This is a genomic window from Pantoea sp. LS15, assembly GCF_012241585.1.
Classification (GTDB): domain Bacteria; phylum Pseudomonadota; class Gammaproteobacteria; order Enterobacterales; family Enterobacteriaceae; genus Enterobacter.
Genome location: NZ_JAAVXA010000002.1, coordinates 183,755 through 205,233, shown reverse-complemented (window position 1 = coordinate 205,233; position 21,479 = coordinate 183,755). Strand labels below are relative to the sequence as shown.

The following is a 21,479-nucleotide window of genomic DNA, read 5'->3' as shown; positions in this document are numbered from 1 at the left end:
TTTTATGCCCGCAATTCTTCCAGCGGTGTAGGTTTACCTATCAGGTAGCCCTGCAGATAATCCACACCGAAGCGAAGCAGCATCTCGCGCTGCGCCGGTGTTTCTACATATTCAGCCACCACACACAGAGATTTTGTCTTCGCCAGATTACACATCGACTGGACGATCATCGCATCCATATCATCGGTACAAATGTCTTTAACAAAACAGCCGTCAATTTTAATGATATCTGCCTGCAGGCGTCTGAGACGCTCGTAGTTGGCGTAGCCAGTACCAAAATCATCGATGGCAATACGGAAACCGTAATCCCGCAGTTGCTGAATATTGTGGATGCTGCAGCCTGAATTTGAGAAGGCCTGCTCTTCGGTGATCTCAATCACGACGGCCTGAGGCGCAACGCCGTATCGTTCAAAGAGGGCGCAAATTTCAGTCGCCACCTCTTTTTGCATCAACGTCAACGGCATCAGATTGACAGAAAAACGGGCGCCGGCATGCGTCGCAGGGTTATCGCGCAGCCACGCCAGTAACTTTTCCACTACACACATATCGAACCGATGGCTCAGGTTGAACTGGGCTATCAATGGAATAAAGCGATCGGGGGTAATGATCTCCCCTTCACTTTCCATCCGCGCCAGAATTTCGTAGTACCCGCTCCCGTCAGCCTTCTGGATCGGCTGCGCGTATAAATGAAACTGGCCCGCGTCCAGGGCGTGTTTAATACGCGCTAACATCAGAACACGTTCTGTCGTTTGTCCTGATGCCGCCTCAAGGCTATTCGTGAGCGCAAGAACGTTATGCGCACTGCAGGATTGCTCTGCCAGCCAGCTCAGTTGCCCCAGCGTGTGGTGTAACTTTTCGCCGTTTTCAACCATCCCCCAGGATGCGCCAAATTCAATATCCAACCCGGTATTGTTCCAGAAAATCTTACGGCTGTTCAGTTGATCAACCATATGCTGGAGACGTCCAGCGGTTCCCGGTCCCAGCAATACCAGCACCAGCTCGCTGCCAGGTAACTGGAAGAGCGACTCATCTTTTTGCAAAAGTGGCTGCAGCGACGTGGTGACAATCCGTTTGCAATGTACCCGCATGAGAATGCCGTAGTGGCGGCTCAAAAACTCAAGGTTATCCATTCGCAGACAGCACACTTTGGCATCCGGATGAACCTGAAGAAAATCCTCCAGCGCACGGATGTTCGGTAAACCCGTCAGTGGATCGGTTAACGCTCTGTCCTGCCAGCCCTGCTTCAACCACTCGCTACGCTGGTAAATCCGCGACATGTAAAGCAAACAAATAGCGAAAGAGATTAGCACGGAGAGGATGAAGGAGAGCGAATGACCCGATTCCACCCCGCTCAGGAAGTTGTAGTTGTAGGTCAGCAGCAGGAGTGCAGAAGCGGCCCAGAGCAGAGAGATGACTGCATAACTCAGACGGCTTATCGCTAACGTGAAGAGAATAAAAATAACCGGCATCAAATAGCCTGCAATAACAGGTGACTCAACGGGAGCACATAAAATTGCGATGATGAAGACCAGAACTATCAGCCAGATGAATATATAAAGTGGTTTCTTGTGGAAAAACACGGGCTTTACGCTTCGCCGCCAGAAAGTGATGGCGTAGCGGGGATTAATTATCATTCGTAATGGGTAATAGAACATCATGGTAAAAATCAGTGCCGCACATATCAGGCTTTGAATATCCACCACGTTGTAAATTACCGTTCCCTCCCCGAAATAGGTTGAGATTGTTACCGGGAAATCAAACAAATAGCCTGCAAGATACATCGACATCTTAATACCTAATGGCACGATAAAACCGAGCCAGAATATACGTAATCCGATGTGCTTGTTGGGGATGGAGTAGCGCCAACGCTTGCCCAGCATGAGGCGCAGAAGACCGCAGGCCGCGAACAACGCAAAGGTCTGACAAAACAGTAATACTGAATATTGTAGCGGTGCTAAATTAAAATAAAATAAATTAGTGACAGTAAAACCTAACAAAATAGGAAGAATTGCCCTACGGCCAAATAACAAAATCACCGCCAGCATAACGCTTAAGGGAAGCCATGCCAAATAAACATCGTGGCCATTAACAATTGCATGCGGAGAGAGGTAACGGGAGAAAGGTACCGCAATCAGGCAGAGTGCCAGAGCAATCATAAATATCTTTACGTTATTGTAAGTTTTTCTATTCATTAAGCTGATGAGTATATTATCCGTTCGTATCATTGACCGAATGGATAATATGTTTATTAATTGCGCGAAGCAAGTTCAAGTCTATTTATAGACAGGTTTATTGATTTCGATTGAGGTGAGGTACAGGAATACACCTGTTTTTATAACAAAATGCAGTGGCGGATGTTACAAATACATAAAAAAAGCCCTCGTCTTTTGACGAGGGCTTAAAATTTTGGTGGAGCTAAGCGGGATCGAACCGCTGACCTCTTGCATGCCATGCAAGCGCTCTCCCAGCTGAGCTATAGCCCCACATGTTACTTTACTGACCGCACTCTGTTGGGTTCAGAGTTTGGTGGAGCTAAGCGGGATCGAACCGCTGACCTCTTGCATGCCATGCAAGCGCTCTCCCAGCTGAGCTATAGCCCCATCGTAAAGCTGTCATGTTGACGGGCGGCATAATATGAATTCCGCTGCGGAGTGTCAACGGCAAAATCAATGACCGCTGCTCAATCGCCGAAAAATCATGCAAATGAATCACTTTGCGAGCCTGCTCGCAGTCATGAGTTAAGCCTGTCACGTTTTCACGTAAAACGGTGCTATAAAATGAACCGTTAATTAACCCTACAAATATTCAGGAAATTGCATGATCAAGGAACGAATGACGCCAGAAGAGTTAGCCCTGCTCACTGGCTATAGCCGCCAGACCATCAATAAATGGGTACGTAAAGAGGGTTGGATTACATCACCAAAACCGGGAGTCCAGGGCGGGAAAGCGCGTCTGGTACATGTGAACGAAAAAGTGCGTGACTTTATCCGCAGCGCACGCCGGGCAACTGAAACGTCCGATATACCAGAAGGCACCAGCCATGATGGTTCGCTTCATACCCTGCTCCTGACGCTGGCCAATGAAATGACTCCGGAAGAGCAGAAGCAAATGACATCACTGTTACTGCGGGAAGGGATAACCGGATTGTTGCAACGTTTAGGGATTCGCGACCAGAACTAATATGAAAAGATTACGTAGTAAAATGACCACGGAAGAGTTGGCGGAGAGTTTAGGTGTTGCCAGACAGACCATTAATCGCTGGATACGTCAACAAGGTTGGAAAACTGAAGGGCTCAATGGCGTGAAAGGCGGTCGGGCGCGGCTAATCCATGTTGATGCGCGCGTAAAGGAACATATTATGAGCCTCCCGGCTATCCGTACTCGCCAGGCGGTTTACCATCTGGCAGAAGTCCCCTCATCATACAGTGACCCCTCGCCAAACCTGCGTCCGGGCATTATCGAAACGCTGGAGAGTTTGACTCAGCTTGAGCAGAAGCGTCTGGACACATTACTGAAACGTGAAGGTATACGCGGCTTTCTTACACGCCTGGGTATTGCCGAATCAAATACATAAAAAAACGGCAGGTTACCCTGCCGTTTTTCGTCCAGAAGACTTAATTACTGCTGATTTTCGCGTTCAGAGATAAAGTCCAGCGCCTTGTTAATACGCGCCACACTACGCGACTTGCCGATGGCATGGACAGTCACATCCAGCGCCGGGGATTGACCCGCACCGGTCACCGCAACGCGCAATGGCATACCCACTTTCCCCATGCCGACTTCCAGTTCTTCAGCAGTTGCCTGAATGGCGTGATGCACATTTTCTGCAGTCCATTCGGTAAGAGCAGCCAGCTTGTCACGCACCACTTCCAGCGGCTGACGCGCAACCGGGCGCAGATGTTTCTTCGCGGCGTCCGCGTCGAACTCATCAAACTCTTCATAGAAGTAGCGGCAGCTTTCGGCAATCTCTTTCAGTGTCTTGCAGCGCTCGCCGAGCAGTTTCACCAGATCCGCCAGCTCTGGGCCAGTGCGGGTATCAATATTTGCCTGCTCAATGTGCCACTGCAGGTATGTCGCGACATATTCAGGCGGCATCGTATTGATGTAATGGTGGTTCAGCCACAGCAACTTGTCGGTATTAAATGCACTCGCCGATTTACTCACAGAGTTCAGAGAGAACAGATTGATCATCTCTTCGCGGCTGAAGATCTCCTGGTCACCGTGAGCCCAGCCCAGACGCACCAGGTAGTTCAGCAGCGCTTCCGGCAGATAACCATCATCACGATACTGCATGACACTGACCGCGCCATGGCGTTTAGACAGCTTTTTACCGTCGTCGCCGTTAATCATGGAGACGTGTGCATAGACTGGAACAGGCGCATTCAGCGCTTTCAGAATGTTGATCTGACGTGGGGTGTTGTTGATATGATCTTCACCACGAACAACGTGCGTAATTTCCATATCCCAGTCATCAACCACAACGCAGAAGTTATAGGTTGGAGAACCGTCGGTACGGCGGATGATCAGATCGTCCAGCTCCTGATTGCTGAATTCGATCGGGCCACGGATCTGGTCGTCGAAGATCACTGAACCCTCTTGCGGGTTAGCAAAACGCACCACGCATGGCTCATCAGCAGCATGTTCGCTATGGTCATGGCGGCAGCGGCCGTCATAACGTGGCTTCTCACCGTTCGCCATTTGCTCTTCACGCAGCGCGTCCAGACGCTCTTTGGAGCAATAGCATTTATATGCCGTGCCCGCGACCAGCATCTCATCAATCACAGCGTTATAGCGGTCAAAACGTTTGGTCTGGAAGTATGGGCCTTCATCCCATTCCAGATTCAGCCAGTTCATACCATCCATGATGGCTTCAATTGCTTCCGGCGTGGAGCGCTCAAGATCGGTGTCTTCAATACGCAGGACGAACTCACCTTTGTTGTGACGAGCAAAAAGCCAGGAATAGAGAGCAGTACGAGCACCACCGACATGCAGATAGCCTGTCGGGCTCGGCGCGAAGCGAGTTTTGATTTTCATGAAATGGCCTTACGTTATAAAGATGCCGGTATTCGGCAAATCCTGGGGAAAAAACGATGGGCAATATTCTATCACTGTGGGGGGATTCCTCAATCTTGATCCCTTTATCGTGACCGAGTTTGCGATTTTTGTTTAGAAATCATGCTCCACCGCCCATTTCGCGATCGTTTTGTTTAATTTTACGACGAACGAATAAAAACTTTAGAAAATGCGTTGACTCATTTTCAACTCTCCCTATAATGCGACTCCACACAGCGGGGGTGATTAGCTCAGTTGGTAGAGCATCTCCTTTACACGGAGGGGGTCGGCGGTTCGAGCCCGTCATCACCCACCATCTACTTCACGTAGACTCGCAGTGTAGATAAGAATTGAGAATGGGCGATTAGCTCAGTTGGTAGAGCATCTCCTTTACACGGAGGGGGTCGGCGGTTCGAGCCCGTCATCGCCCACCATTCTCACCTTATCGCAGCAGTTCCGAAATGGGCGATTAGCTCAGTTGGTAGAGCATCTCCTTTACACGGAGGGGGTCGGCGGTTCGAGCCCGTCATCGCCCACCATTTCGGGTCGTTAGCTCAGTTGGTAGAGCAGTTGACTTTTAATCAATTGGTCGCAGGTTCGAATCCTGCACGACCCACCAATGTAAAAAAGCGCCCTAAAGGCGCTTTTTTGCTATCTGTGGTTTACATCATCGTCAAAGTTGCAATCAACCTTTCTACCGCGGGTGTCGCCTGCTTCTCGTCATATACCACATACAAATCAGCCGGTATGCGCTCGCGCAAAGGACGGAACACCACGCCTGGCCACTGCATTTGCGCGTAACTGTCAGCGGCAAGCGTAATCCCCATCCCCATACTAATCATCGCCAGTACCGTCTGTGGCTCAACAGCTTCGCGTACAATCATCGGCGAGAACCCGGCCTGCTGACATACGCGATGTAAAAATGCCCAGTCAGAATGTGCTGAAGGCATGGTGACAAAATACTCAACCTGTAGCTCTGAGAGCGTAATAGATGATTCGCTGACCAGTCGATGATCTTCCGGCATAGCAACAAGAAAAGCGGCATCACGCAACCGCACGCTGCTAAACCCGGCGGTGGGTTCAGTTGCCATTCGCCAGATCCCGACATCCAGCTCCCGACGTTCAAGCAAAGCCATCTGCATGACCGGAGATTTTTCGCGAAAGATAACATCGACATTCGGGTTCTCTTTCAAAAAAGTGCGCATAACCGTGCGCACTTCACTCCACATGGCGGTACCGACAATCCCCAGTTCAATGCGCCCCGCCTCACCCCGGCCAATTTGCTCGACGCGAGCCAGCGCCTGGTTTGCACTGGCGAGCAGCCGACGGGACTCTTCCATCAGCACTTTACCGGCATGCGTCAATGCGACACTCCGCGAGTGGCGAATAAACAGTAACGTGCCCAGTTGGCTTTCCAGCTCTTTAATATGCAGGCTCAACGGCGGCTGGGACATATTAAGACGGGCCGCAGCCCGCCCAAAATGCAGTTCCTCCGCCACGGCCAGAAAATAGCGCAGCAGCTTGAGATCGGTCCGATAGACGCGTTCCATCAAAACATATCCTGGCGATAACATTTAAGCGCCTACCTTAAAGCCTTTCATCGTCGACAGGAAAAATTTAGTGCGCAACTGTGCGCATCTCGCTGTTTTTACTGGTGTGGTGATAATGAAAGCTGAAATAAAACACCACCGCAAGCACCAGCGCATAGGCCGCAAACACCAGCCAGATGGTCTGCCAGTCTTTGACCCCATCCACCGAGAAGTAATCGACTGCCATACCGCTTAACACGGATCCGAAATAAGCACCAATACCGTTAACGGTAGTCATAAACAGCCCTTGCGCGCTGGCACGGATATCTGAGCTTACCTCTTGTTCAACAAACACCGAGCCAGAAATATTGAAGAAGTCGAACGCGCAGCCGTAGACAATCATTGACAGCATAAGCAGCACAAAGCCTGTTGCGGACGGATCGCCAAAGGCAAACAACCCAAACCGCAGCATCCAGGCCACCATGCTCATCAGCATGACGGTTTTAATACCAAATCGACTGAGGAAGTATGGAATGGTCAGAATGAAGAACACCTCTGACATCTGCGAAACGGAGAGCAAAATGGATGGGTATTTGACGATAAAGCTCTCCGCATACGCAGGATTACGCGCAAAATCATGCAGGAAGGGACTACCGAAAGTGTTAGTTATCTGCAGTACAGCACCCAGCAGCATCGCGAATAAAAAGAACACCGCCATACGGGGTTGTCTGAACAGGATAAATGCATTAAGGCCCAGTTTACTTGCCAGAGACTGAGACGTTTTTGTCTTCGCAACCGGAATGGATGGTAGCGTCAGAGAGTAGAGCGCCAGTAGCAGGGACGCAGCAGCCGCTATATAGAGCTGCACGTTGCTCAGTTCCGCCCCCATCAGGCTGATGGCCCACATCGCGGCAATAAATCCCACGGTGCCATACACCCGCACTTGCGGAAAATGGCTCACCGTATCCAGCCCTGACTGTTCAAGACAGGAGTAGGAAATCGTATTTGACAGTGCAATGGTGGGCATAAAGGCCATCGCATTCACCAGCATGACCCAGAACATCAGCCCGGGTTCATTGACCTGCGCGGCATAACAGAGGGCAACGGCACAGACGAGGTGGCAAATCACGTATGCACGGTCTGCTCGCAGCCATTTGTCAGCAATAATCCCCACCAGAGATGGCATAACAATTGCGGCCAGCCCCTTGGAGCTGTAAACCATCCCCACGTCGGAGCCGGTAAAATGTAGAGTGTTAATCATGTAAGCGCCGAGGGTAACCAGCCAACTCCCCCAGATAAAATATTGCATAAAGGACATCATCTTTAAGCGAGTCGTGATGTTCATATTCCATTCCTTATAGCAGTGTGGCCCTCACGGGCCACTTTATTGTTTTAATCAGGCAATATGGCGAAGAAAACCGCAGATAAGGTTGATGAAGTTCTGGCGGGAAAGCTCAGCAGCAGCCAGTGTTTGTTCGTGTGAGAGTTTTACCTCGCCCAGACCTTCAGCAAGATTCGTAATTGCAGCAACGGCCACCACTTTCAGGTTGCAGTGACGCGCTGAGATCACTTCCGGCACCACAGACATGCCCACCACGTCGCCACCGATAATTTGCATCATGCGGATCTCCGCCGCAGTCTCGAAGTTGGGGCCAGGATAAGAGACAAACACGCCTTGATGCAGAGGGAAGCCCTCTTTCACGGCCACGGTTTGCAAAACGGCACGGTAGTCTGCGTCATAAGCATTAGCCAGCGAGAAGAAGCGATCACCAAAACGCTCATCGTTTAGTCCCACCATCGGCGTTCCCGGCATGGTGTTGATATGGTCACTCAACGCAACCAGGCTTCCTGGCTCAACGTCTTTACGCAATGAACCCGCAGCATTTGTGCTAAACAGCAGCTCACACCCCAGCAGTTTGAAAGTGCGGATCGCATCAGTCATGACGGTCATCCCGCGGCCTTCATAGAAGTGACCCCGCCCTTTCATACAGGCAACAGGTACACCGCCAAGATGTCCCAGGACCAGCTCACCAGCATGACCGTGAACCGTACTCACAGGGAAACCCGGCAGCTTTTCGTAGCTCAGAGAAACGGCGTCTTCAATCTGGTCGGCTAGTGCGCCAAGGCCAGAACCGAGAATGAACGCAACGCGCGGCGTGAAATTTGGTTTAGCGGTGCGGATGATGTCAGCGCAGTACCATGGGTTATTTGAGAGGGTCATAGAGGCTCCTTGAGAATTAAGATCGCGATATCACGGATCGCATGACCTTAGTCTTATATCTGGAGCCTGCGGCTTACCTCCAATACACTTTTGCAGCACCATCAATACTGATTGTGTATCAATGCAACTCCCTGCCAGATATGGCAGTTTTGCTCAAGCTAATCCCGTCGGTGCCGATACCTCTGTTTTATAACGCGAGGAAATACGATGACGACCATTCAGGCTTCAACCCAAATGATTCAAACCAGCAACGGTGGGAAAGGTGCTTCTGCCGGTAGCGACATCTCTTCCCAGATCAGCAGTATTATTGACAAGATCAAAAAGCTGACTCAGCAGTTAAAAGAGCTGGCGAACAGCACTGGCAGCGCAGATGAGAAGAAGAAGCAGCAGGAACTAATTCAGACCCAGATCAAAGTGCTGCAGGCCCAGCTTGCCGCGCTGCAGCGCCAGCAGGCCGAAGAGGCTCAGAAGAAACAGGATCAAAAGCTGGGCAAAGTGGAAGGTGTGAATAGCCCGTCAGATAATCATCAGATTGATATCTACATCTAATCTTCTGATGCATTAAACAGTGGGTCGCGTATGCGGGCCTCGGTTAATCGTTGCGCCTGGATACGCACCACTTCCCAGATGGCCTGTGCCGCCCCCGAGAGTGAACGATTTTTTCGCCGTACCAGCATCAGCTTTCGCTCGACAACAGGCACCAATCGCTTCACGGACAGCCGACTTCCCTGTGGCAGGGGAAGCGCCAGGGCGGGCAACACGCTGATACCAATGCCAGCTTCCACCATAGGAAACAGCGTCGCCGGGTGACCAATCTCCTGCACGATCGTTGCCTTTACTCCCTGAGTCACCAGCGCAGAATCAATCAGCGGACGGCTACCCGAGGCATAATCCTGCAATACCAGGTTCGCCCCCTGAAGGGACTGCCAGCTGACTACCGGTAATGTTGCCAGCGGATCGTCGTCCCGGCAGAGCAGCAAAAAAGGTTCTGAAAGTACGCTTTCACACGCCAGATCACTCACCTGACCGGGATCGATCACAATCCCAAAATCCACATCCCCCTGTCGGATGCTTTCCAGCACCCACTGTTGTGGCCTGTCATGTAAAACAAAATCAATATCCGGGTAGCGGTGGTTCCCCTCGGCAATACACTGTGGGATAAGGTGGGCAGAGATCGTCTGGCTGGCAGCGACCCGCACCGTACCCGAAAGTTGCTGTCCCAACCGCCCTACATCCCTGAGCGTACTGTTCAATTCATCAAGTAACCGCTCGAGGCGCAAGGCCAGTTGCTGCCCGGCTTCAGTCAGCACAACTTCGCGCGTGGTGCGGTCAAGTAACCGCACGCCCGTTTGGCTCTCCAGCTCTTTCACACTATGACTCACCGCCGACTGGCTCAGGCCGATCATCTCCCCTGCCCGGCTGAAGCTGCGGGCGTTTGCCACGGTGACGAAAATGCGAAGCTGACGTAAGGAATAATTCATCTGTTTAATTCATAAATGGATGCAATAAATCAATTTTATTTCTCAAATGGAAAAAAGCACAATAGCGACATCTGTTTTCAGGAGTCATTATGAAACTATTTCGTATTGTTGATCCGTTTACGCTTACCCTGGTTGCTACCGTTTTACTGGCCTCGTTCTTCCCCGCTCGCGGAGGATTTGTTCCGTTTTTTGAGGGGCTAACGACGGCCGCCATCGCACTGCTGTTCTTTATGCATGGCGCAAAACTCTCCCGCGAGGCCATTATCGCTGGCGGTAGCCACTGGCGACTACACCTCTGTGTGATGTGCAGCACGTTCATTCTGTTCCCAATACTCGGCGTGCTGTTTGCGTGGTGGGCTCCGGTTAACGTCGACCCGGCGCTCTACACCGGTTTCCTGTATCTGTGCATTCTGCCAGCCACCGTGCAGTCCGCCATTGCCTTTACCTCGCTGGCAGGTGGCAACGTTGCGGCTGCGGTCTGTTCGGCGTCGGCATCCAGCCTGTTAGGGATTTTCGTCTCCCCCTTGCTGGTGGGTTTACTCATGAATATGCACGGCGCGGAAGGTAACCTCGAGCAGGTGGGTAAAATCTGTCTGCAGCTGCTGCTGCCGTTTGTCCTGGGGCATCTCTCTCGTCCGTGGACGGGCGCGTTTGTGGCAAAGCACAAAAAATGGATCTCAAAAACCGATCAGTCGTCGATACTGCTGGTGGTCTATTCCGCTTTCAGTGAAGCGGTCGTGAATGGGATCTGGCATAAAGTGGGCGCAGGCTCGCTGCTGTTCATCGTGGTGGTCAGCCTCGTCCTGCTGGCAATTGTGATTGCAGTTAACGTCTTTGTGGCACGCAAGTGCGGCTTCAATAAAGCAGATGAAATTACGATTGTGTTCTGCGGGTCGAAAAAGAGCCTGGCGAACGGTATCCCGATGGCCAACATTCTGTTCCCGACCTCAGTGATTGGGATGATGGTGCTGCCGCTGATGATTTTCCATCAGATCCAGCTGATGGTCTGCGCGGTGCTGGCGCGTCGTTACAAACGCCAGACTGAAAAACTGGCGCAGGAAGAGACCCGCGCCGCGAAAGCTTAAGGGCGTTTCAGGGGCTGAACCAGCTGGGTCAGCCCCTCAGTTTTGATCAGTAACGTGATAGCCATCAGCTCACCCAGCCGCCCTGCCGGGAACTCATCCTTACGGGCAAACCATAGCAGATACTCTTCCGGTAAATCGATCAGCCTGCGGCCTTTATATTTACCGAACGGCATCTCGGTGTTGGCGATCTCAACGAGCTGCTCTTTCTCCACGTTATTCTCCCAGCAGACGCATCATTTCCGCTTCGTCGATCACCGCAATGCCGAGCTCCTGGGCTTTCGCCAGCTTCGAACCCGCTGCCTCTCCGGCAATCACCAAATCGGTTTTCTTCGACACGCTGCCCGCCACTTTGGCCCCCAGCGCCACCAGACGTGCTTTCGCATCGTCACGTGAAAGCTGGCTCAGACTGCCGGTCAGCACCACCGTTTTACCGGCGAACGGACTGTCGATCTCTTCGGCATTAACCACCACCGGTGCGGGCCATTTGATGCCCTCTTCCAGCAACTTGCCGATGACTTCACGATTGCTCTCTTCAGCAAAGAAGTTAAAGACGTGCGTGGCGACAACAATCCCGACATCCGGGACTTTCTGCAACTCGTCGATGCTGGCTTTTTCCAGCGCATCCAGCGTACCAAAGTACGCAGCCAGCCCTGCTGCCGTCGCTTCGCCGACTTCGCGAATACCCAGCGCGTAGAGGAAGCGTGCGAAGGTCGTCTCTTTAGCGGCTTCCAGAGCATTGACAACATTCTGCACTGACTTAGGCCCCATGCGATCAAGCCCCGTCAGTTTACCCGCAGTCAGTTTGAAAAGATCTGCTGGCGTATGGACGTACTCTTTCTCAACCAGCTGATCGATAATCTTGTCACCCATGCCGTCAACATCCATCGCCCGACGCGAGACAAAGTGCTTCAGGGACTCTTTACGCTGCGCGCCGCAGATTAAACCGCCTGTACAGCGCGCCACCGCTTCACCTTCAACACGTTCAACGTCTGAGCCGCATACCGGGCAATGGGTGGGGAAAATAATCTCGCGCGTATCATCAGGACGTTCTGACTCAACAACGTTAACCACCTGCGGGATAACATCACCCGCGCGGCGAATGACCACTTTGTCACCAATACGCAGACCCAGACGCTCAATTTCATCGGCGTTATGCAGCGTGGCATTACTCACCAGCACGCCAGCGACCTGCACCGGCTCCAGACGGGCAACCGGAGTAATGGCACCGGTGCGACCAACCTGGAACTCCACATCGCGGACAAAGGTCATCTGCTCCTGTGCCGGGAATTTAAACGCAACCGCCCAGCGCGGAGCACGCGCAACAAAACCTAACTGCTCCTGAAGCGCTAACGAGTTAACCTTAATGACGACGCCATCAATATCAAAGCCGAGCGTTGGACGGTCCTCTTCCACTTTGTGGTAGAACGCCAGTACGGCTTCCGGGGAGTCGCAAAGCTGAACACGGTTGCTCACCGGCAGGCCCCACGCTTTAAACTGCAGCAGACGTCCGAGGTGCGTATCCGGTAGCTCGCCCCCCTCCAGAATCCCTACGCCGTAGCAGAAGAAAGTAAGCGGTCGCTTCGCGGTGATTCGCGGGTCAAGCTGGCGCAGAGAACCTGCCGCCGCATTACGCGGGTTAGCAAACACTTTCCCACCGGTACGGCGCGCTTCATCGTTGATTTTCTCGAAGCCTGCCTGCGGCAGGAACACCTCGCCGCGCACTTCCAGACGCGCGGGAATGTTTTCACCCTGCAGTTTCAGCGGGATCGCGCGAATGGTACGTACATTGGTGGTGATGTCTTCACCCGTCGTACCGTCGCCACGTGTCGCAGCACGCACCAGTACCCCGTTTTCATAAAGAAGGCTGACCGCAAGGCCATCCAGTTTTAACTCGCAGCACCAGGTAAGGGTATCGCTGCTTTTAAGGCGATCCTGCACACGCTTATTAAACGCGAGGAAACTCTCTTCATCGAAGACGTTGTCCAGCGACAGCATCGGTACTTCATGACGCACCTGGCTGAAAGCCCCCAGCGGCTCAGCGCCGACGCGTTGGGTGGGGGAATCGGGTGTGACGAGTTCCGGATGCTGCGCCTCTAATTCGCGGAGTTCGCGCATCAGGCGGTCGTACTCCGCATCCGGTAATTCCGGCGCGTCCATAACATGATAGAGATATTCATGATGGCGAAGCGTGGTTCGCAGTTCAGTGAGTTGTTGTTCGATTGAGTCCATATCGCACCATCAATGAGAAAAAACCCCCGACATGCGGGGGTTGAGGAGGAGTCGAAGTAAACGCGACGATTACGCGTTGGCTTCCTTAACTTCGCGGATGCGGTCCTGATACTCGCGCAGTTTCTGCGGGGTCATCATTCGACGCTGATCGTCGAGCACCACACCACCCACTTCATCAGCGATGTGCTGAGCGGATTGCAGCATCAGCTTAAAGTTCTGCAGCTCGTCACCATAGGACGGCACCTGCATAAAGATTGTGACACCCGGCGTCACGAAATCACCGGTCATTTCCGGGTCAAAGGTGCCAGGGTTGACCATATTAGCCAGGCTGAACAGCGCCGGACCGCTACCGTCAGGGCTCAGGTGGCGATGGAAAATATTCATGTCGCCAAACTTGAAACCTGCCTGTTGAATACTGTTAAGCAGCACGTCACCGTTAAGATGGCTGCCGTGATGTGCGGCCACGTTCATGATGATAACGGCTTCTTTACGCTGCGGTTTTTCAACAACCGGTTCTGGCTCGACGACGGGCTCTGGCTCAACGTGCGGGGCCGGAGCTGGCTGCGGCGCAGGCTGCACATGCACAGGCTGCTGCGGTTGTTGTACCGGTTGAACTGGCTGTTGCACAGGCTGCTGTTGAACCGGCTGAGGTGCAGCAGGCTGCTGATGGACAGGCTGTTGCGGCGGTTGGCGCACCGGCTCTTCCACTGGCTGCTGCGCTGGCTGGCGCGGCTGCGCGGAAGCATACGGCGGTTGATACTGGTGCTGCGCAGTACGGGTCGCTTCATGCTCCCCATGAGCCGCGCCGGGCGCAGTATTGACCCGATGAACACGAACTTCACCCACGCCGTCGTCGTCGCTGTCGTCGATGTCATCTTCACTGTCATCGTCGTCACGACTGGACTTCATGCGCTTCAGTGGGCGATCGCGAAACATAGAGGAACGTTCTTTACGGCTGGTCCAGAAACCATGTACCAGTAAAGCGATTATGGCGATCGCGCCAACAATGATTAATATCAGACGCAAATCCTGCATCATTATATTCTCTGTTGTTCTAACACCTTGCCACCACGGCAAACATTTACTCACTAAGAGTATTTGCCGTTTACGTCAAGTGCAAGTGTGTGCAGAGCATTCACAGCATAAAGATGAAGGAAATCGTGCTTTTTGCTGGTTTTTCGAACATTTCCTAACTGGTCATTGGTCCGTAAGTGGATAATATAGGCGGGCAATTCCACTGGTTGTGAAAAAAGGAGTACAGCCTGGTTATGGTTTCAACATCTTCTTCCCCCCCTCGCAGCGGCGTCTGGTATTTTTCTCAGGGCTGGAAACTGGTCTCATTGCCGGGGATTCGACGTTTCGTCATCCTGCCTCTGTTGATCAACATTATTCTGATGGGCGGTGCGTTCTGGTGGCTGTTCACAAAGCTGGAAAGCTGGATCCCCTCACTGATGAGCCATGTTCCTGAGTGGCTGCAGTGGCTCAACTACCTGCTCTGGCCGGTTGTGGTTATCTCCGTGCTGTTGGTATTCGGTTACTTCTTCTCAACGATCGCGAACTGGATAGCTGCGCCGTTTAATGGCCTGTTGGCGGAACAGCTGGAAGCACGGCTTACCGGCGCAACACCGCCGGACACGGGCGTTCTGGGGATCATGAAAGACATTCCACGTATCATGAAGCGCGAGTGGCAGAAATTTGCCTGGTACCTTCCCCGTGCGGTTGTGCTACTTATCCTCTATTTCGTGCCCGGCATCGGTCAAACGGTGGCCCCGGTGCTATGGTTCCTGTTCAGCGCCTGGATGCTGGCGATCCAGTACTGCGACTATCCGTTCGATAACCACAAAGTACCGTTTAAAGCGATGCGCACAGCCCTGCGCACCCAGAAGGTTGCCAATATGCAATTTGGCGCACTGACCAGCCTGTTCACGATGATTCCGTTCCTGAACCTTTTTATCATGCCCGTTGCGGTGTGCGGCGCGACAGCAATGTGGGTTGACTGCTACCGTGCTAAGCACGCGTTATGGAAGTAATGCAAAAATGTGTAAACAAGGGGTGGCTTATGCCGCCCCTTATTCCATACTGATCCCCATTATTTCCTTGCAGTATATAGATATGCGAATTCCTTACTTCCCCCTACCTGCTCAACAGGTATGCTGGGACGGTATCCCAATTTCATACAGTTAAGGACAGGCCATGAGTAAGATTTATGAAGACAACTCGCTGACTATCGGTCATACGCCCCTGGTTCGACTGAACCGTATCGGTAATGGACGCATTCTGGCGAAGGTCGAATCACGCAACCCGAGCTTCAGCGTAAAATGCCGTATTGGTGCAAACATGATTTGGGATGCTGAAAAACGTGGTGTACTGAAACCAGGCGTTGAGCTGGTGGAACCAACGAGCGGCAACACCGGTATTGCACTGGCCTATGTTGCTGCCGCGCGTGGCTACAAACTGACGCTGACTATGCCAGAAACCATGAGCATCGAACGTCGCAAGTTGCTCAAAGCGCTGGGGGCGAACCTGGTGCTGACCGAAGGCGCGAAAGGCATGAAAGGTGCCATTCAGAAAGCCGAAGAGATTGTGGCCAGCGATCCGGCAAAATATCTGCTGTTACAGCAGTTCAGCAACCCGGCAAACCCGGAAATTCATGAAAAAACCACCGGCCCGGAAATCTGGGAAGATACCGACGGTCAGGTTGATGTGTTTATCTCCGGCGTAGGTACCGGCGGTACGCTGACTGGTGTGTCACGCTATATTAAAGGCACGAAAGGTAAAAAAGATCTGATTACTGTTGCCGTTGAACCGACCGACTCACCGGTTATCACTCAGGCACTGGCGGGTGAAGAGCTTAAGCCAGGTCCACACAAAATTCAGGGCATTGGTGCCGGCTTCATTCCGGGTAACCTGGATCTGAAGTTGATCGATAAAGTGGTCACCATCACTAACGAAGAAGCCATCTCTACCGCGCGTCGTCTGATGGATGAAGAAGGCATTCTGGCGGGTATCTCTTCCGGTGCGGCTGTTGCGGCAGCGCTCAAACTTCAGGAAGACGAAGCCTTTACCAATAAGAATATTGTGGTTATCCTTCCATCCTCGGGTGAGCGTTACTTAAGCACTGCACTGTTTGCCGATCTCTTCACTGAGAAAGAACTGCAACAGTGATGCCAGCATGTTAAGAACGCGTAAAAAAGCACCTTTTTGGGTGCTTTTTTGTGGCCTGCTTCAAAGTTTTACCCCTCCTGGCATTGATTCACCCCGTTGGGTCTGGTATTTAAACCAGCAATTATTTTGATGCGTGAAATTAATCAGTGAATGAAATAGCCTTGCTGAATCGATTTTATGATTTGGTTCAAGTCTTGCTTTCACTGCATAATGTTTAATGACGATCGAAACGTCAGCGCTAACAATACAGGCTAAAGTTCAGTCGCCAGGCTAGACTTTAGTTCCACAACACTAAACCTATAAGTTGGGGAAATACAATGTTCCAGCAAGAAGTTACCATTACCGCTCCGAACGGTCTGCACACCCGCCCTGCTGCTCAGTTTGTTAAAGAAGCGAAAGGCTTCACTTCTGAAATCACTGTGACTTCCAACGGCAAAAGCGCTAGCGCAAAAAGCCTGTTCAAACTGCAGACTCTGGGTCTGACTCAGGGCACTGTTGTCACCATCTCTGCAGAAGGTGAAGACGAGCAGAAAGCAGTTGAGCATCTGGTAAAACTGATGGCTGAGCTCGAGTAAGTTTCCGGGTTCTTTTAAATATCAGTCACAAGTAAGGTAGGGTTATGATTTCAGGCATTTTAGCATCCCCGGGTATCGCTTTCGGCAAAGCACTGCTGCTGAAAGAAGACGAGATCGTCATTGACCGGAAAAAAATTTCTGCCGACAAGGTTGATCAGGAAGTTGAACGTTTTCTGAGCGGTCGTGCCAAGGCATCTGCGCAACTGGAAGCAATCAAAACTAAAGCTGGCGAAACTTTCGGTGAAGAAAAAGAAGCCATCTTCGAAGGGCACATCATGCTGCTCGAAGATGAGGAGCTGGAGCAGGAAATCATAGCCCTGATTAAAGATAAAGGCATGACAGCCGACGCGGCTGCACATGAAGTTATCGAAGGTCAGGCGACTGCCCTGGAAGAACTGGATGACGAATACCTGAAAGAGCGTGCGGCTGACGTACGTGACATCGGTAAGCGCCTGCTGCGCAACATCCTGGGTCTGGCCATCATCGATCTGAGCGCGATTCAGGATGAAGTTATTCTGGTTGCTGCCGACCTGACCCCGTCAGAAACCGCTCAGTTGAACCTGAAAAAGGTTCTCGGTTTCATCACCGATGCAGGCGGCCGTACTTCCCACACCTCAATCATGGCGCGTTCTCTGGAACTGCCAGCCATCGTGGGCACCGGTAGCGTCACCTCTCAGGTGAAAAACGGCGACTATTTGATTCTGGATGCCGTAAACAATCTGGTTTACGTCAACCCAACGAATGAAGAGATCGAAAAACTGCGCGCGGTTCAGGAGCAAGTTGCGACTGAAAAAGCGGAACTCGCTAAGCTGAAAGACCTGCCAGCAATCACCCTGGACGGTCATCAGGTAGAAGTGTGCGCAAACATCGGTACCGTACGTGACGTTGATGGCGCTGAGCGCAACGGTGCGGAAGGTGTCGGTCTCTATCGTACAGAATTCCTGTTCATGGACCGTGACGCGCTGCCTACTGAAGAAGAGCAGTTTGCTGCATACAAAGCCGTGGCTGAAGCCTGTGGCTCTCAGGCGGTTATCGTCCGTACCATGGACATCGGTGGCGACAAAGAGCTGCCGTACATGAACTTCCCGAAAGAAGAGAACCCGTTCCTGGGCTGGCGTGCAGTACGTATCGCGATGGATCGTAAAGAGATCCTGCGCGATCAGGTTCGTGCCATCCTGCGTGCGTCTGCTTTCGGTAAACTGCGCATCATGTTCCCGATGATCATCTCTGTTGAAGAAGTGCGTGCACTGAAGAAAGAGATCGAAATCTACAAACAGGAACTGCGTGACGAAGGTAAAGCATTTGACGAGTCAATCGAGATCGGCGTGATGGTGGAAACACCTGCAGCGGCGACCATTGCGCGTCATTTAGCCAAAGAAGTTGATTTCTTTAGTATCGGTACCAATGATTTAACGCAGTACACCCTGGCAGTTGACCGTGGTAATGATATGATTTCACATCTCTACCAGCCAATGTCACCGTCCGTACTGACGCTTATTAAGCAAGTTATTGATGCTTCTCATGCAGAAGGTAAATGGACTGGCATGTGTGGTGAGCTTGCAGGCGACGAACGTGCTACACTTCTGTTGCTGGGTATGGGTCTGGACGAATTCTCTATGAGCGCCATTTCCATCCCGCGCATTAAGAAGATTATCCGTAACACGAACTTCGAAGATGCGAAGGTGTTAGCAGAGCAGGCTCTTGCTCAACCGACAACGGACGAGTTAATGACGCTGGTTAACAAGTTCATTGAAGAAAAAACAATCTGCTAATCCACGAGATGCGGCCCAATTTACTGCTTAGGAGAAGATCATGGGTTTGTTCGATAAACTGAAATCTCTGGTTTCTGATGATAAGAAAGACTCCGGAACTATTGAGATTGTTGCTCCGCTCTCCGGCGAGATCGTCAACATCGAAGACGTGCCGGATGTAGTGTTTGCTGAGAAAATCGTTGGTGATGGCATTGCTATCAAACCAACTGGCAACAAAATGGTTGCTCCAGTTGACGGCACCATCGGTAAAATTTTTGAAACCAACCATGCGTTCTCTATCGAATCTGATAGCGGTATCGAACTGTTCGTTCACTTCGGTATCGACACCGTTGAACTGAAAGGCGAAGGCTTCAAACGTATCGCGGAAGAAGGCCAGCGTGTTAAAGTTGGCGACCCAGTGATTGAATTCGATCTGCCACTGCTGGAAGAAAAAGCCAAGTCTACCCTGACTCCGGTTGTTATCTCCAACATGGACGAAATCAAAGAACTGATCAAACTGTCTGGCAGCGTCACCGTGGGTGAAACCCCGGTTATCCGCATCAAGAAGTAATTTTTGCCGCACAGAAAAATGGCGCCTTCGGGCGCCATTTTTGTTTATGCGGGCAGGATAAGCTCGTCGTAACCTTTCGACTGCGTGTAAATCATCACATCCGTCACCCGATCGCCTGCCAGGCAAATGGCATCGGCAACGGTTTTGCCCTCAACAATTCCGCTTACCAGCTCTGAACAGAACAGATCGCCCGTCCCTTTCAGATCCGTTTCAACACGCGGGTGTGCGCTGATGGTAACCCCTTCGTGAGTGACCAGCACGACATGAATATTTTCCGCATCGCCAGCCACTGGTGCACTGGTGATCGCCACCCACTTCAGCGTATCGGAAAGCAAGCCCTGCGCCGCTGCGATGGCGTTTTCAGGTGTACGACACGGTTTACCGCTTAGCACTTCCAGCTCAAACACGTTGGGGGTAATCCCCTGCGCCAGCGGTAATAAATGTTCCCGATACGCTTCAGGGATATCAGGCTTCACGTACATCCCGCTGTCGATATCGCCGATGACCGGGTCGACCAGCACCAGCAGGTCCGGGTGCTGAACTTTGATGACCCTGAGCCATTGTGCAAGCAATTTAATCTGGCTGGCGCTGCCCATATAGCCGGTCGTCACCGCCTTCAGCTCACGCAGGATCTCACGCTCTTCCAGCGCTTTCAGATAACCGCTGAACCACTCATCCGGGATCACTCCACCGTAGAAGGTGTCGTAGTGCGGCGTATTACTGAACAGGACCGTCGGTACGGCGGTGACGCTCAGCTGATGGGTTCGAATATTCGGCACCGCAATACTGTTCCCCACGCTACCGTAAACCACCTGCGACTGCACCGCGACAATATCGGTTTGTTGCGCCCGGGTGTTATCCCGGAAAAGAATCATCTCCATGATGCTTAAATCCCTGCCCCCTGCGAATAACTCTCTTCACCAAAGACACCGGTAGACAGATAACGATCGCCGCGATCGCAGATTATTGCCACGACCACTGCACCCGGGTTTGCCTTTGCAACCCGAATCGCACCCGCCACCGCGCCGCCCGAACTGACGCCACAGAAGATACCTTCGCGCACGGCCAGTTCGCGCATGGTATTCTCCGCCTCGCGCTGGTGAAGATCCAGCACCTGGTCCACAAGCTGCGCATTAAAGATGCCGGGCATATACTCCGCAGGCCAGCGACGGATCCCGGGAATGCTGCTTCCCTCTTCCGGCTGTAAACCAACAATGGTGACAGCTTTTTCCTGCTCACGCAGAAAACGCGACACACCGGTAATGGTGCCGGTAGTGCCCATGCTGGAGACAAAATGGGTGATACGTCCGTCGGTTTGCTGCCAGATTTCCGGGCCAGTAGTGGTGTAGTGCGCGTACGGGTTATCCGGATTATTGAACTGATCGAGCAATTTGCCCTCGCCACGCTCGGCCATCTCCAGCGCCAGATCGCGTGCCCCTTCCATTCCCTGCTCTTTGGTCACCAGAATCAGTTCGGCGCCATAGGCACGCATAGCCGCGCGGCGTTCCTGACTCATGTTGTCCGGCATCAGTAGCTTCATGCGGTAGCCTTTCAACGCCGCAATCATTGCCAGCGCGATGCCGGTGTTGCCACTGGTCGCCTCAATCAGCACGTCACCAGGCTTAATTTCACCGCGTTTTTCGGCCTGGACAATCATCGACAGTGCGGCACGGTCTTTCACCGACCCCGCCGGGTTATTGCCTTCGAGTTTGACCCAGATTTCGCTGCCATTGTCTGGCCCCATGCGCTGAAGCTTGACCAGAGGCGTGTTGCCGATGGTGTTTTCGAGTGTATTCACGTTTTTTACTCAATAAAAAAGC

At 52.2% G+C, this 21,479-nt stretch carries 20 protein-coding genes and 6 tRNA genes; 13 read left to right on the top strand and 13 right to left on the bottom strand.

Features of this window, described 5'->3' with window-relative positions; all coding sequences use genetic code 11:
• Positions 1–2: 2 nt before the first annotated feature.
• The 3 genes from HED65_RS04420 to HED65_RS04410 form a co-directional block, all read right to left on the bottom strand.
• Positions 3–2,192 carry a sensor domain-containing phosphodiesterase gene (locus tag HED65_RS04420; protein WP_114977597.1) on the bottom strand — a complete coding sequence of 730 codons (2,190 nt, stop codon included), beginning with the start codon at positions 2,190–2,192 and terminating at the stop codon, positions 3–5.
• A gap of 215 nt (positions 2,193–2,407) precedes the next feature.
• Positions 2,408–2,483, bottom strand: a tRNA-Ala gene (locus tag HED65_RS04415).
• Positions 2,484–2,524: 41 nt separating this feature from the next.
• Positions 2,525–2,600: transfer RNA gene (locus tag HED65_RS04410), tRNA-Ala, on the bottom strand.
• Positions 2,601–2,817: 217 nt separating this feature from the next.
• Between HED65_RS04410 and HED65_RS04405 the strand changes: the two genes are divergently transcribed.
• Positions 2,818–3,180: a YfeC-like transcriptional regulator gene (locus HED65_RS04405; protein ID WP_114977596.1), complete on the top strand. Its 363-nt coding sequence runs from the start codon at positions 2,818–2,820 to the stop codon at positions 3,178–3,180.
• 1 nt (position 3,181) lies between these two features.
• The gene (locus HED65_RS04400) at positions 3,182–3,574 is read left to right on the top strand and encodes a YfeC-like transcriptional regulator (RefSeq protein ID WP_114977595.1); all 393 of its coding nucleotides are present in this window, start codon (positions 3,182–3,184) and stop codon (positions 3,572–3,574) included.
• A 44-nt stretch (positions 3,575–3,618) separates the two neighbouring features.
• On the opposite strand, the gene gltX is transcribed toward HED65_RS04400, so the two are convergent.
• Positions 3,619–5,034 (bottom strand): glutamate--tRNA ligase, encoded by a 1,416-nt coding sequence (gene gltX / locus HED65_RS04395; RefSeq protein WP_114977594.1) that lies wholly within the window; start codon positions 5,032–5,034, stop codon positions 3,619–3,621.
• 258 nt (positions 5,035–5,292) lie between these two features.
• Between gltX and HED65_RS04390 the strand changes: the two genes are divergently transcribed.
• The 4 genes from HED65_RS04390 (at position 5,293) to HED65_RS04375 (ending at position 5,671) form a co-directional block, all read left to right on the top strand.
• A tRNA-Val gene (locus tag HED65_RS04390) sits at positions 5,293–5,368 on the top strand.
• 42 nt (positions 5,369–5,410) lie between these two features.
• A tRNA-Val gene (locus tag HED65_RS04385) sits at positions 5,411–5,486 on the top strand.
• A gap of 29 nt (positions 5,487–5,515) precedes the next feature.
• A tRNA-Val gene (locus tag HED65_RS04380) sits at positions 5,516–5,591 on the top strand.
• A gap of 4 nt (positions 5,592–5,595) precedes the next feature.
• A tRNA-Lys gene (locus tag HED65_RS04375) sits at positions 5,596–5,671 on the top strand.
• Between the two features lie 43 nt (positions 5,672–5,714).
• Here HED65_RS04375 and HED65_RS04370 read toward each other — a convergent pair.
• From HED65_RS04370 to xapA, 3 genes are all read right to left on the bottom strand, one after another.
• Positions 5,715–6,602: a LysR family transcriptional regulator gene (locus HED65_RS04370; protein WP_114977593.1), complete on the bottom strand. Its 888-nt coding sequence runs from the start codon at positions 6,600–6,602 to the stop codon at positions 5,715–5,717.
• Positions 6,603–6,669: 67 nt separating this feature from the next.
• Positions 6,670–7,926, bottom strand: coding sequence for a nucleoside permease (locus HED65_RS04365; protein ID WP_114977592.1), 1,257 nt, complete (start codon positions 7,924–7,926; stop codon positions 6,670–6,672).
• A 51-nt stretch (positions 7,927–7,977) separates the two neighbouring features.
• Positions 7,978–8,802: a xanthosine phosphorylase gene (xapA, locus tag HED65_RS04360; RefSeq protein ID WP_114977591.1), complete on the bottom strand. Its 825-nt coding sequence runs from the start codon at positions 8,800–8,802 to the stop codon at positions 7,978–7,980.
• 207 nt (positions 8,803–9,009) lie between these two features.
• Here xapA and HED65_RS04355 point away from each other — a divergent pair, with 207 nt between their 5' ends.
• A complete protein-coding gene (locus HED65_RS04355; protein WP_114977590.1) occupies positions 9,010–9,351 on the top strand; it encodes a FlxA-like family protein in 342 nt (113 codons plus the stop codon).
• On the opposite strand, the gene HED65_RS04350 is transcribed toward HED65_RS04355, so the two are convergent.
• A complete protein-coding gene (locus HED65_RS04350) occupies positions 9,348–10,283 on the bottom strand; it encodes a LysR family transcriptional regulator (RefSeq protein WP_114977589.1) in 936 nt (311 codons plus the stop codon). The two genes, HED65_RS04355 and HED65_RS04350, sit on opposite strands and share 4 nt — an antisense overlap.
• Before the next feature lie 89 nt (positions 10,284–10,372).
• On the opposite strand from HED65_RS04350, the gene HED65_RS04345 reads away from it, so the two are divergent.
• Positions 10,373–11,368: a bile acid:sodium symporter family protein gene (locus HED65_RS04345; protein ID WP_114977588.1), complete on the top strand. Its 996-nt coding sequence runs from the start codon at positions 10,373–10,375 to the stop codon at positions 11,366–11,368.
• Here HED65_RS04345 and HED65_RS04340 read toward each other — a convergent pair.
• The 3 genes from HED65_RS04340 to zipA all read right to left on the bottom strand — a co-directional run bounded on the left by HED65_RS04340 (position 11,365) and on the right by zipA (position 14,635).
• The gene (locus HED65_RS04340) at positions 11,365–11,580 is read right to left on the bottom strand and encodes a DUF3820 family protein (protein WP_003861328.1); all 216 of its coding nucleotides are present in this window, start codon (positions 11,578–11,580) and stop codon (positions 11,365–11,367) included. The two genes, HED65_RS04345 and HED65_RS04340, sit on opposite strands and share 4 nt — an antisense overlap.
• Position 11,581: 1 nt before the next feature.
• Positions 11,582–13,597, bottom strand: a complete 2,016-nt coding sequence (gene ligA / locus HED65_RS04335) for an NAD-dependent DNA ligase LigA (protein WP_114977587.1) — start codon at positions 13,595–13,597, stop codon at positions 11,582–11,584.
• 69 nt (positions 13,598–13,666) lie between these two features.
• Complete coding sequence (gene zipA / locus HED65_RS04330) at positions 13,667–14,635, bottom strand: cell division protein ZipA (RefSeq protein ID WP_114977586.1); 969 nt, start codon at positions 14,633–14,635, stop codon at positions 13,667–13,669.
• A 230-nt stretch (positions 14,636–14,865) separates the two neighbouring features.
• Between zipA and cysZ the strand changes: the two genes are divergently transcribed.
• From cysZ to crr, 5 genes are all read left to right on the top strand, one after another.
• Positions 14,866–15,627 carry a sulfate transporter CysZ gene (gene cysZ / locus HED65_RS04325; protein ID WP_028016168.1) on the top strand — a complete coding sequence of 254 codons (762 nt, stop codon included), beginning with the start codon at positions 14,866–14,868 and terminating at the stop codon, positions 15,625–15,627.
• Between the two features lie 163 nt (positions 15,628–15,790).
• Positions 15,791–16,762, top strand: a complete 972-nt coding sequence (cysK, locus tag HED65_RS04320; protein WP_014884739.1) for a cysteine synthase A — start codon at positions 15,791–15,793, stop codon at positions 16,760–16,762.
• Positions 16,763–17,079: 317 nt separating this feature from the next.
• On the top strand, positions 17,080–17,337 hold the full coding sequence (gene ptsH / locus HED65_RS04315; RefSeq protein WP_000487600.1) for a phosphocarrier protein Hpr: 258 nt from the start codon (positions 17,080–17,082) through the stop codon (positions 17,335–17,337).
• 44 nt (positions 17,338–17,381) lie between these two features.
• On the top strand, positions 17,382–19,109 hold the full coding sequence (gene ptsI / locus HED65_RS04310) for a phosphoenolpyruvate-protein phosphotransferase PtsI (protein WP_028016167.1): 1,728 nt from the start codon (positions 17,382–17,384) through the stop codon (positions 19,107–19,109).
• Positions 19,110–19,149: 40 nt separating this feature from the next.
• Entirely contained in the window at positions 19,150–19,659 is a 510-nt protein-coding gene (crr, locus tag HED65_RS04305; RefSeq protein ID WP_003861316.1) for a PTS glucose transporter subunit IIA, read from the top strand.
• A gap of 44 nt (positions 19,660–19,703) precedes the next feature.
• Here crr and pdxK read toward each other — a convergent pair whose 3' ends face one another.
• Both pdxK and cysM read right to left on the bottom strand, forming a co-directional pair.
• Positions 19,704–20,540, bottom strand: coding sequence for a pyridoxine/pyridoxal/pyridoxamine kinase (pdxK, locus tag HED65_RS04300; RefSeq protein WP_114977583.1), 837 nt, complete (start codon positions 20,538–20,540; stop codon positions 19,704–19,706).
• A 5-nt stretch (positions 20,541–20,545) separates the two neighbouring features.
• Positions 20,546–21,457: a cysteine synthase CysM gene (gene cysM / locus HED65_RS04295; protein ID WP_032643488.1), complete on the bottom strand. Its 912-nt coding sequence runs from the start codon at positions 21,455–21,457 to the stop codon at positions 20,546–20,548.
• Positions 21,458–21,479: the final 22 nt, after the last annotated feature.